Below are 12,868 nucleotides of genomic sequence, written 5' to 3'. Positions count from 1 at the left end.
AAATGATTTTCATTATCATTAACAGCAAAGTCAACGACTATCGTGCCGATTACAGTAAAAAGGAGGGAGTTGCATGGCGAGTGGTGCAAAAAAGAAAGAAGCCCGAAGGCTTCTTTCAGCGATATTCAAAACGGGAAATTACCAACGATAGCTGACATTCGCGCTAACGTTACGGCCTTCGCCGTAGTAGCACCAATAGTTACAGGCGCTGACGTACTCGTGATTTGCCAGATTGGTGGCATTAACCTGCAACCGCCAGTCTTTGCTGAAATCATAGGCAATCATCGCATCCCACAGCGTATAAGCCGGAACCTTCATATCCGCCGTATTGGCAATGTTGCCGTAAGAGCTGCCAACATAGCGCACGCCACTACCGATACTTAACCCTCCCAGTTTGCCGTTAAAGGCATAGGTCGCCCAGCCAGACACGATTTGCTCAGGCAATCCCGGAAGACGTTTGCCGACTTCACCAACGGAACCCGATTTGGTCGTCTCCACTTCGTTGTAAGTGTAGTTTGCCGTCAGCGTCAGGCCGGTATAGACCTCACCACTCAATTCCAATTCGAGGCCACGTGACCGGGCTTCACCCGACTGAATAGTCAGATTCGGGTTTTTAGGATCCGTCGTTTTAACGTTTTTCTGTTCCAGATTAAACAAGGCAGCAGACGCATAACCGTTAAAGCCTTCCGGCGTATATTTCACGCCAACTTCCGTCTGTTGGCCTTCTTCCGGCACATAAGGACGTTGGTAACCATCACGGCCTGACACCGGTAGGAACGATTCCGAGTAGCTGATGTAAGGGGAGATCCCGTTGTCAAACAGATACATTACCCCAGCAGTCTTGGTGAATTTGGTATCGTCGGTGCGGGTATCCTCGCCTGATGATAAATTACGGTCGCGAGACTTCGCCACGTCGTAACGTCCACCCAGCAAGACGATCAGGCGCTCGTCATACTTGATCTGATTCTGAACGTAGTAACCGGTCTGATGGCGTCCAGAACGATGATCGAACAGTTGGCTGTCAGGTGACGCATAGTTACCGTAGACCGGATTAAAAATATCGATAGGGGCGCCAAAGGAGTACAGATTACCATCGCGGCTTTGCGCATTGGCGCGACGATAGTCAAACCCGAGCAACAGAGTGTTTTCAATATCTTCCCACTGCCATTCCCCCACTAAGCGGTTATCCGTGGCCCAGTTTTGCGCAAAGCCGTCGCGGTAGGTCAACCCACGATTAGCCTGACGCGCATCAGCCATACTCAGCGCATAAGCATTACGCAGATCCAAATTAAGGTAGGCATAGTTCAGATTCTGGTGGAACGTCCAGGTATCATTCAGATGATGCGTGAACTCATAACCCAGATTGAACTGCCGGGTATCATGGCGGTTCATTCCCGGTTCACCCAGCGATGTTTTATAGCCAACTTTGCCAAACGGCGTGCCATGTAATGTACCGTACGGCAGTTTAAAGCCGTTGGTCGTGTCGGAATTCGTATCCATGTAGCTGGCTAACACGGTCAGTTCGGTGTCTTCTCCGAGGAACGTGACGCTCGGAGCCAGGTAAAGTCGCTTACTCTTCGAGAAATCCATCTCACCCGAGGTATCGCGAGCCAGCGCGACAACGCGATACAGCACCGAGCCATCATCATTTAACGGACCCGCACTGTCGACGGCCAGATGGCGATAGTCGTTAGAACCGTATTCCAGCTCCACTTTTCCCTGCGGCAAACGCGTCGGCCGTTTGGTGATGACATTAACCAGGCCGCCCGGCGGGTTTTGTCCATACAGAACAGAGGCTGGGCCTTTCAGAACCTCGATACGCTCGACCCCAAATGGCTCAATCTGCTGGCCATAGAATCCATCTTCATTCAGCGTAGCCAGACCATTCTGGAACCGAGATTGATCGCTAAATCCACGAATAGTCACCCATTCGGCCTTATTATCCGGCCCGTATGTCGTGGCCAGAATACCGCTGCTGTAGCGCAGTGCCTGATCGATTTTTTGCGCACCGCGCTCTTCGATCTGTTTTTCTGTCACAACCGCAACCGCGCGCGGCGTTTCTGAAACCGGTACATCCAACTTCATCGCGGTATTCGGCGGGGCATTAACGACAATTCGATCGTTTTTAGCGACAACAGGTGCAGAAACGGGTACTGGCTCACTCGTCGTGCGCTGCACTAGCATCACGCTACCATCAGCACTGTACTGCGCACTTATGCCACTATTGCTGAGAATCTGCTGGAAACCCTGCTCAATGCTGTAGTTCCCCTGCAACCCCGCACCGCGTTTACCTGCCACTAATGCTGGATCGTAAGAAAGTAATACGCCAGCCTGTTGGGCAAATTGATTCAGTACCTGATTGAGCGGGCCAGACGACACCGCGTATTGTTGGACAGACACAGCAGATGCAGCATAGACCGCCGCCATTGGCAGCACTGAAGCAAACGATGCCCCAAGTACCCCGGCACGTAAAATACGAGCCAACAGGTGGGTACGAAATTTAACCATTATTTATCCCCTATAGCATAAGAAACGCTTGTTTTCAGAAGCTATGCCAATTGAGAAAGTAAAAAGGGGAACCAGAAATCGAAAAATAATTAAAGTAATGCGTTGTGAGTCAGAATTATTACGGAAAGCGCGTTGTCGATATTGGTAAACCGATGGGCAAAAATATCATTACCAGTAAAAAACTAACGTCGGGTTTTATCAAAAAGTGCTATATGCCGATAAGCGCTGCATCGGCTTAACCTCATCAATAATTAGACGAGAGTCTACTTATTCATTCGTCATCCTTCAGGATTCAACGCACTAAAAATAAAGAAAATTTTCAGAGCTTATTATCAATGATTAATAAACCGTGTTACCTAAAGGAATAATCCACAAAAAGACAGAAGGAAAAGGGAATAGGCGAAGAGTAAGGCAGGATGATATCGAAACGTTTCGCTGTTTATTTCAAAAGGAGCATATTACATGCAATAAAATAGTTAACTCTCTATTTTTCTTAATTTTTCACACTATGGAGGTTAATAAAAAACGTTTTTTATTCTCCATTCATGAAAACTCGGTGCTGCTTTATCGTTCTACTGGCCGTCAGCGGGTATCAGAGAATAACCAACGCAATCGATTGCTGTTGAGAAAACGATGCTAAATTAGCAATAACAACGTTATCAATAACAACAACGCCTCTTTTGTCGTTATATTCCACTGGAAAATACACGTATCTACTCTTCCGGCCAGATAGTCTACGATTATTCAAGCTTATGACGCCAAATTTGTCGAAGGCTCAACCGCATCCTGATTCAGGATCAGCAGAGAAAGCACTCGATTTTCAACGTTCAGCTTAGAAAAAGACAGCGTACTTAACTGCTTTTTGGTAAAGCCATCAGACAGCAGATCCGAGACCACACGCGTACTCAACACGTTGGAATTCGTCATAAAGTCGTGATAAGCAAACTTCACGTTGATAGGTAGCACATCATCAATTGAGACGGGCGTATTCATTTCAGCACGCAATCCAAAATGGGCGTTGAAGGCAGAATTCGCGCAGACGACTTTACATTTCTCGTCAATCACTGCCACAGCACGCCGATCATTCTGAACTGGTTGAGAAAGCATGCCTAAAATCTCATTCCGGCCAAATATCAGACTCATTGTTTCCTCTGCATCATGCTATGTAAAAAGATATCTCACAGCGCACCATGACGTCACGGCACACCATTGATAAGCAATCAACCTACCGGAATTTAAAAGGTTTCCGGACTAATAGTGTTCTTCCCACCCCAGAAAATCACCTAATGAAAATAGTGAATTTCGCTAACCGGAACCTTTTACCTGTTCTCTGGTTACCGGGGCTCAAACATCTGCCGCCTTACTCAGCGTCAGTGATGTTGGGTATATCTCTGTTATTTATTTTTGGAAACCGGATATTTCTGAATAAGGCACAAAAAATAACACTTCACTTTTTCTTTTTGTCTGCGGCTAGCAGACGGCATCTTTACCCTTTTTAAGAAGGCCCACATCTGTACTGTGTAACCCACCTAGAGTGTAGATTATTCATACTTATCTGCCCGTTGATAATCAGATAAATCTATTTCATTAATAGCCTACATATAATTAACAACTGGTACAAAATTTCAACACATAAACCACAGCTGAACGCACTAAATAGCTGGCTCACGTAGGAATATACTCTGAACAGGATTTTTACTATCGGCTGAATAAGCGGGATCTTTATGCCTTTTGATCGTAAAGGGCGATCAAAAACTTGATAACAATAGATATAATCTATTGAAAACAATGAATTGATCGTTAATGACATTATAACAGCATAGATAATTCTGCTGACTTTCATATTGTGACATACATCACTTATCGCGTTTTGGCTACCGCGAAAAAACTGCCTACTTTCTGAACTAAAAGACTATCTTTTAAGTAACGCTGCATTGCTTTTCCTGCATTGCGTGATCAATCGCGCAAAAAAGAAACAAAGATAACTAGTTAACTACAATTAACCATTATTTGACATAGCATTAACATGTTTAAGGAGAAGCGCTATGACACAACATAATAAACACGCCATTCCCGCCTCTATTGCGGAAAATGCACTGATAAATGCCTAGCAATACGAAAATATGTATCGGCTATCCGTTGACGATCCCGCCGCCTTTTGGGGTGAGCAGGCAAAGATTGTCGATTGGATCAAACCCTATGAAACGATCAAGAACACCTCGTTCGACCCTGGCCACATACGTATTCGCTGGTTTGAAGACGGTACATTAAATGTGGCAGCAAATTGCCTGGATCGCCATCTGGCCGAGCGTGGCGATCAAACGGCCATCATCTGGGAAGGGGATGACGCAACCGAAAGTAAAAAAGTCACCTATCGTGAACTGCACCAGTCCGTATGCCGTTTCGCTAATGTGTTGAAGTCACAGGGCGTTAAGAAAGGTGATGTCGTTGCTATTTATATGCCGATGGTGCCAGAAGCGGCTGTGGCAATGCTGGCATGCGCCAGAATCGGCGCTATTCACTCGGTGATCTTCGGAGGCTTTTCTCCCGAAGCGATTTCTGGGCGTATCATCGATTCCAGCGCCAAGCTGGTCATCACCGCCGATGAAGGCATGCGAGCCGGGCGTGTGATTCCACTGAAAAAGAATATTGATGAGGCGTTAAAAAATCCGAACGTCACGACAATTTCCAGCGTTATCGTTTTCCGTCGTACCGGTAAGATCAATGAATGGCAGGACGGACGCGATCTGTGGTGGCACGATCTGGTTGAAAAAGCAGACGATCACTGTCCACCAGAAGAGATGAATGCGGAAGATCCACTGTTTATCCTTTATACATCGGGTTCGACCGGTAAACCCAAGGGCGTATTACACACCACTGGCGGCTATCTGGTTTATGCCGCGCTGACCTTCAAGTATGTATTTGACTACCATCCCGGCGACATCTACTGGTGTACGGCGGATGTTGGCTGGGTTACGGGGCACAGCTACCTGCTTTATGGCCCGCTGGCATGCGGCGCGATTACGCTGATGTTCGAAGGTGTACCAACCTGGCCGGACGCTAGCCGTATGGCGCAAGTGGTCGATAAGCATAAGGTTAACATCCTCTATACCGCCCCTACTGCAATCCGCGCGCTGATGGCTGAAGGTGACAAGGCGATCGAGGGCACATCGCGCGAATCGCTCAGGATCATGGGTTCTGTCGGTGAGCCGATCAACCCGGAAGCCTGGGAGTGGTATTTCAACAAAATCGGCAACGGTAAATGCCCTATCGTCGATACCTGGTGGCAAACGGAAACGGGCGGCTTCATGATCACCCCGATCCCGGGTGCAATCGAAGCGAAAGCTGGCTCCGCGACGCGTCCGTTCTTTGGCGTACAACCTGCACTAGTCGACAATCTCGGCAACCCGCAGGAAGGCATCAGTGAAGGCAATCTGGTGATTGTAGATTCTTGGCCAGGTCAGGCAAGAACCCTGTTTGGCGATCACGATCGCTTTGAGCAAACCTATTTTTCCACCTTTAAAGGCATGTATTTCAGCGGCGACGGCGCGCGCCGTGACGAGGATGGCTATTACTGGATCACGGGTCGTGTTGACGACGTGCTGAACGTTTCCGGGCACCGTCTGGGGACAGCGGAAATCGAGTCTGCTCTCGTCGCACATCCTAAGATTGCCGAAGCGGCAGTGGTGGGTATCCCGCACCATATGAAAGGGCAGGCTATTTACGCCTACATCACACTAAACCACGGCGAAGAGCCGTCCAGCGAGCTGTATACGGAAGTGCGCAACTGGGTGCGTAAGGAAATCGGCCCCATTGCCACACCGGACATCCTGCACTGGACTGATTCCTTACCGAAAACGCGATCCGGCAAAATCATGCGTCGTATTTTGCGTAAGATCGCCGCCGGTGACACCAGCAATCTGGGGGATACCTCAACGCTGGCCGATCCTGGTGTCGTCGAAAAACTGCTCGAAGAAAAGCAGGCCATGAGTACCGCCTCTCAATAACTACCTGACCCACCGCGTTCTCCATCCCCGTAAGCCATGACGTGGCTTGCGGGAATGTGGCTGGCGATAAATCAGGCGGCCACGTTGCGGCAATACTCAACCTAACAGATTACTGGAGACTTACGATGAATGATGCCATTTATCAACGGATTGAAAGTAACCCCTTATTCAGAGAATTGGTCAACAAGCGACAGCGTTTTGCCGCTTTTCTTTCGTTGATCATGCTGGTGCTTTATGTCGGTTTTATTCTGCTGATCGCCTTTGCGCCAGGCTGGCTGGGAACACCAATCGCTCCCGATTCGAGCATTACCCGTGGTATTCCAATCGGAGTGGGATTGATTGCGATTTCCTTCATTCTGACAGGCGTCTATGTGTATCGCGCCAACGGTGAATTTGATCGTCTGACCAAGCAGTTACTGGATGAGGTAAAGCAATGAAAATACGCTTTATGATGCTGTTCGGACTGTTGACGCTACCCGTACTTGCATGGGCGGCGGATGCGCTCACGGGGGATGTCCAGCGCCAGCCGCTGAATATTCAGGCCATCGTGATGTTTCTGCTGTTCGTCGGCGGTACGCTGTATATCACTTACTGGGCGTCGAAGAAAACCCGTTCACGTAGCGACTATTATACGGCTGGCGGCAACATTACCGGTTTCCAGAACGGTCTGGCGATTGCGGGTGACTACATGTCAGCCGCATCCTTCCTCGGTATTTCTGCGCTAGTCTATACCTCCGGCTATGACGGCCTGATCTACTCGCTCGGATTTTTGGTCGGCTGGCCGATTATTCTGTTTCTGATCGCGGAGCGACTACGCAACCTTGGGCGTTACACCTTTGCCGACGTCGCGTCATACCGTCTGAAACAAAACCCCATCCGCAGCCTCTCTGCCTGTGGTTCGCTAGTGGTCGTGGCGTTATACCTCATCGCACAGATGGTTGGCGCGGGGAAGCTCATCGAACTCCTGTTCGGCCTAAACTATCATGTGGCCGTGGTACTGGTCGGCATTCTGATGGTGATGTACGTGATGTTTGGCGGCATGCTCGCCACCACATGGGTACAGATTATCAAAGCTGTACTGCTGCTATTCGGCGCCACCTTCATGGCCGTCATGGTGATGAAATCCGTGGGATTCAGCTTTGACGCGCTGTTCAAACAGGCGATGGAGGTTCACCCAAAAGGCGCGGCGATCATGAGCCCCGGCGGACTGGTTTCTGACCCGATATCCGCGTTATCTCTCGGATTAGGGCTGATGTTCGGTACGGCCGGTTTGCCACACATTCTGATGCGCTTTTTCACCGTCAGCGATGCCAAGGAAGCCCGAAAAAGCGTGTTCTACGCCACTGGGTTCATGGGTTATTTCTACTTCCTGACCTTCATCATCGGTTTCGGAGCCATCCTGTTGGTGAGCGCCAACCCGGAGTTTAAAGACGCAACGGGCGCACTCATCGGTGGAAATAACATGGCGGCAATACATCTTGCCGATGCGGTCGGTGGCAACTTCTTCCTCGGCTTTATCTCCGCCGTGGCCTTTGCCACTATTCTTGCTGTCGTCGCTGGGTTGACGCTAGCGGGCGCGTCTGCCGTATCCCACGATCTCTATTCCAACGTCATTAAGAAAGGGAAAGCGACAGAACGCGATGAGCTGAAAGTCTCGAAAATCACCGTACTGGTACTGGGTGTCGTGGCTATTTCGCTCGGCATCCTGTTTGAGAACCAGAATATCGCCTTCATGGTTGGGTTGGCCTTCTCCATTGCCGCCAGTTGTAACTTCCCCATCATTATCATCTCCATGTACTGGTCGAAGCTGACGACACGCGGCGCCATGATTGGTGGTTGGGCGGGACTGTTAACAGCCGTCATTCTGATGGTACTGGGGCCGACGATCTGGGTGAAAATCCTCGGTCACGCTGCGCCTATTTATCCCTACGATTATCCAGCGCTATTCTCCATGCTGGTCGCGTTTATCGGTATCTGGTTCTTCTCCATCACCGATCGTTCCGAAACAGGACAGCAGGAACGTGCTCGCTTCCATGCGCAGTTTGTCCGCTCACAAACCGGCGTCGGTGCTTCAAAAGGCAGTTCTCACTAATCTCTGCCTCTCTCTGGCCCGCATTTCGCGGGCCAGCTCCTTTATGAAATCCTACGCTCTGAGTTGCTGAAACGGGGTTTACTCCTCGCTTAACGTCACCACGTCATACATCACGCTGCCGCCTTTTAATTGCAGCGTGATTGTGTTGTTGCCTTTTTTCAGGAAACCGGATGACACGGGGATACGCGCAACGTGATAGCGACCGCTCTGTAGCGCACCGCGATAGATGGCTTTATCGTTGTCGTAAGTTAGTGTCTCCAGCATGGTGCCGTTTACCATTACCGCCAACTGTGGCACGGTTGGCTCGCTCATGCCGCTGTTGCTGGCTGCCGCCAGTGCGATGTTAAGGAAATAGGTTTTCTTCTCAGGTTGTAGCGCGAAGCGGATATCCCATTTTCCCGGTTTGGTCTGCGCGTAATACCAGTCGCGCTGATAGTCGCTGCGGCCAATATCGAACGTCAGATTTGCAGGAACCTCATGCTGCCAGCGGGTGTTGCGTGCCTCATTGCCAAAACGAAATTCGCTCGCCTGTCGATTTGCCTGTCCGATGGCCCAGACAACCGATTCGGCTTTAGGCAGCGTTATCATCGGCAGTACTTGCTTATCACCAGAAACGGACAGCGTTTGCTCCACCAATATCCCCGGCTGCGTACCGCTGTTAGCGTACACGGCCAGATGGTAATTACCCGGTCGGACATGAGGAATGGCAAAATTCCCCTTCGAGTCAATCGTTGCCTGATACGAATAGCCGCGGGTCTGCACATCAAATGGCTCATCCAATGATGATGAAAGCACAACAGTGACTGACTGCTGGCTGGCAACGCGTCCGCTAACCTGCGTGCGATCGATAGGATAACGGGAATCGCTCACCCATTTATACGGCCAACTGACCGTTTCCGTCAGCGCCTGACGCTGGGCATCCGCCAGCATCTGTTCGGTATCGCCCTGATTAATGTACAGCAGCCATGGGCCATAGAATTTTTTCCAGCCCGGTTGTGCCGCCATATCCGGCGTGCCAAAGTGCGACCCCGTCATATAGTTCAGAATGATCGCATCCTGATGCACCAACAAATCCTGCTTGAGCGCATCACCGGAGAAATACTCTCGGTTGCCGTGAATCAACCATGCGCCCACGCCATTGCCGAAAACACCCCAGAAAGGCGCGGTCCGCATATAACCAGCGAAGTCATATTTGGAATAGATGCTGCCATCCGGCAGTCGCCAGGTTTCATCCTGCACCTTTGGCGAGGCTTCAAGCTGGCTGTAGAGCAGCGGCTTACCCTGACGAACGCCGCTGTAGAGATGGTCTAACCGTGCAGGATCGAAGCGATAGACATTACGCAGTTCACTGACGTTAACATCCTGACTTCCGCTATTTTCGGCCACCACATAGCTATAAAGCCCGCTAACGCCACGACGCATAATCAGATGATATTCGAGCTTTAACAACCCGCCTCGATCGTCGATATAGGCCACATGCGCCATCTCACGATCGTTACGCAGCACTTCCACGCGCTCGGGAGTGAAATCTTTGACGCCTTTAACATTGCCATTATTGATATAGTAATCGAGGTAAGCGCTACGCGTTTTGCTCGGATCGCGTGCCGCACCGGACAGGTTAGTGACAATATTATTGCCGCCCGTCACCATGCTCACCGCGCTGCCATCCTCCCCGAATGTGGCTTTTAGCAAGCCGTTATCCAGAACGGTATTCAAACCGGAAACGGATAACGACACGGCATTATCCTGCGCACTATAGCTATAGGGTGCCAGCGTGGCACCCACCAACAACAAGACAGATCGCTTCACAGTCAGCCCTCTTGTGTTCCACTGTTTAGACAGAAACGTTTATCGCGATGGTTCAAGCTATTATCGCTTCAATATCGAGATACACGGGGCTACCACGGTGCGAGGTCTCCCTGCGGGAACCTCATCACCGTGTTTCCCCTAATATCCAACATTGGGTGTAGCCTGAGATATAAAAATTCCAGCTATTTAAAATATATAGCAGTGATAGGAACAACATAATCGAGGAGATAAGCGCCCTCCTTCCCGCTACTGCCAGTAAAAACAAGAATCTGGCACTAGCGGGAAGAAAGTCAGGATCGACATCGCAGAAATCAAAACCGATCAGAATGACAGTTCACGGATCAGCACGGCGGATACTACTTTCCAGCCGCGAATCAACAGGCTTTGAGCCTCACCATCCATGACTACCGTGCCGCGCAGTACCTGCGGCTGAGCACGATAATCGGCAGGTAGACTGAGCAAGACCCGATAAACCGCCTGCTCAGGATGCAGCCTGCGTTGTGAATCGCTCAGAGTGGCAATATCACCGCCGTAAACCGAGGCGAGTTCCGGCGCGGCATTAAGGTCGCGGGTCGCGGTACTGGCGATCTCCACAATCGTGAGCGGCAGCGACGAGCGGCTGACATCCTGTAAATAAAACGTGCCTTTTCCGCCCGCGCTGAGTCGCTGCCAGTCTTTTTCCGACACGAATGCTTCCACCAGCCCGCCGGTTGGCTTGGTCACGACGGCCAGCCATTCGCCCTGCCCCAGCCATTCGCCCGTTTCCAGCGGCGTCGCCATGTCTGCCACCACCCCATCGATCGGCGCACGTACCGTCAGTTGTTCAGACTGACGCTGCAATACCTGTAATTTTTGCAGCGCGGCTTCGTGCTCCTGCTTCACACGCTGATGATCGCCAACTGCTTCCTTGTTGAATACCTGAAAGGTACTTTGCCAGTTCAGCGTAGAGATTTGTCGTTCCAGTTGTTGCCGTTCATGCGCCAGCGCATCAGACGATAGCGTAAACAGTGCCTGACCAGCGCGCACAGGCTGACCAACCTGCACGTTAATGTGCTGAATCATCGCGGGTACAGGCATATACAGGCTGCTTTGCTGTTCCGCCCGCAGCAGCGCCGGCGCGTACACGCTGCGCTGCCAGGGAATCATCAGCAAGAGCAGAACCACGGCGCTCACGGTCAGCGTCGTCGTCATATTACGGTTCATACGATAGTCCTTACGACGTTTACTCCATTCGCGCACTTCATTCACCACAGGCATCACCACGAAGTAGCCGATTTCAATCGCGAAAAGCAGCATCCCCAGCAGCTTGAACGCCATGTGGTAAACCAGAATCGCGATACCGGTAAACAGGAAGAAACGGTATATCCACACCGCAAACGCATAGCCCACCAGCGTGCGTTGCAGCCAGCGCGGAAAGTGCTCCGGCGGTGTATCCCCTAGCCCGAACAGCCACTCCCGCATCTGCCAGCGGCCGATGGCAAAACCTCGGTTTTGCAGATTCGGCACCTGTAATCCGTCTGAAAGCAGGAAATAGCCGTCGAAGCGCATCAGCGGGCTGAGATTAATCGCCAGCGTCATGATCCAGGTGGTCGTCGCCAGCATAAACGCGGCGCTACGCAGCATGCCGTCCGGTAAGAAGCTCCATGCCAGCGTAGCCCACGCCGCCAGCACCAGTTCGGTCATCATACCCGCTGCGCCAATCGCCATCCGCTGTCGGCGGCGGGTGAGTTTCCATGAACCGGATGTATCGGTGTACAGCACTGGCATCATCACCAGAAATGCGATGCCCATCGTGGCAACCCGCGCACCAAAGCGCTTGCAGGTGTAGGCGTGGCCGAACTCATGCAGGATCTTGGTAAAGCACAGCGTCAGCCCGGCTAACGCAGCGCCTTCCAGCGTGAAGAAGTGCAAAAACGTATGTTTGAACGTTTCCCACTGGCGTCCGGCGAGGAATAAGCCCAGCACGGCCACCAGCAGCGTCAGCTTGAGAAAAGTACGGCTGAAAAGCGGCGCGATCCACGGCAGCGTCGCGCCCAGAAAACGATCGGGATGCCATAAAGGAATACGAAAAAACAGATAATTCTTCAGTAACTTGCGCCAAATCGAGACGCGTGACTGCTCCACCTGACGGGTAAACTGCGCCAGCGCTTCATCACCGGAAACACGCGTCAGGCTGTTAGCCTGTAAGAAACGGTTGAAGTACTGCACATCGCTGTCATCGAGCGTCAATGCAGAAGTCTGGTTAACCTCGGCCACGATCTGTGCGGCGTTCCCCATCGACCAACGCGATAGCATCGCCATTTCTGCCCAGCCGATACGAAAATAAAGACCGCGCAGCGGATCTTCCAGCGTCCAGCTTGGCGATCCATCGCGATTAGCTGGCCCGGTATGCAGGATCAGTTCATCGCGCAGCGGACTGAGCCCAGCAGTTGGCGTCGCACCTCCGGCCATC

At 51.1% G+C, this 12,868-nt stretch carries 6 protein-coding genes and 1 pseudogene; 3 read left to right on the top strand and 4 right to left on the bottom strand.

All coding sequences use genetic code 11. The features are described from left to right. Window positions 1–138: 138 nt before the first annotated feature. Window positions 139–2,508, bottom strand: coding sequence for a TonB-dependent siderophore receptor (locus GZ59_RS03465; RefSeq protein WP_039290098.1), 2,370 nt, complete (start codon window positions 2,506–2,508; stop codon window positions 139–141). 750 nt (window positions 2,509–3,258) lie between these two features. Then, window positions 3,259–3,651, bottom strand: a complete 393-nt coding sequence (locus GZ59_RS03460) for a hypothetical protein (RefSeq protein ID WP_011092415.1) — start codon at window positions 3,649–3,651, stop codon at window positions 3,259–3,261. Window positions 3,652–4,553: 902 nt separating this feature from the next. Between GZ59_RS03460 and acs the strand changes: the two are divergent. From acs to actP, 3 genes and pseudogenes are all read left to right on the top strand, one after another. Next, window positions 4,554–6,515, top strand: a pseudogene (gene acs / locus GZ59_RS03455) (acetate--CoA ligase). Between the two features lie 125 nt (window positions 6,516–6,640). Next, window positions 6,641–6,952 (top strand): DUF485 domain-containing protein, encoded by a 312-nt coding sequence (locus GZ59_RS03450; RefSeq protein WP_011092414.1) that lies wholly within the window; start codon window positions 6,641–6,643, stop codon window positions 6,950–6,952. Then, window positions 6,949–8,607, top strand: a complete 1,659-nt coding sequence (gene actP / locus GZ59_RS03445) for a cation/acetate symporter ActP (protein WP_011092413.1) — start codon at window positions 6,949–6,951, stop codon at window positions 8,605–8,607. The genes GZ59_RS03450 and actP overlap by 4 nt, the downstream gene beginning before the upstream one ends. A 78-nt stretch (window positions 8,608–8,685) precedes the next feature. Here actP and GZ59_RS03440 read toward each other — a convergent pair whose 3' ends face one another. Together GZ59_RS03440 and GZ59_RS03435 are read right to left on the bottom strand one after the other, a co-directional pair. Next, window positions 8,686–10,416 carry a polysaccharide lyase family protein gene (locus GZ59_RS03440; protein ID WP_039290088.1) on the bottom strand — a complete coding sequence of 577 codons (1,731 nt, stop codon included), beginning with the start codon at window positions 10,414–10,416 and terminating at the stop codon, window positions 8,686–8,688. A gap of 321 nt (window positions 10,417–10,737) precedes the next feature. Continuing rightward, window positions 10,738–12,867 (bottom strand): site-2 protease family protein, encoded by a 2,130-nt coding sequence (locus GZ59_RS03435; protein ID WP_039290083.1) that lies wholly within the window; start codon window positions 12,865–12,867, stop codon window positions 10,738–10,740. Between the last annotated feature and the right edge of the window lies 1 nt (window position 12,868).

Origin of the sequence: Pectobacterium atrosepticum (assembly GCF_000740965.1) — a bacterium.
Taxonomy (GTDB): domain Bacteria; phylum Pseudomonadota; class Gammaproteobacteria; order Enterobacterales; family Enterobacteriaceae; genus Pectobacterium; species Pectobacterium atrosepticum.
The sequence above is the reverse complement of the archived record's forward strand: the minus strand, read 5'-3'. Positions and strand labels throughout refer to the sequence as shown.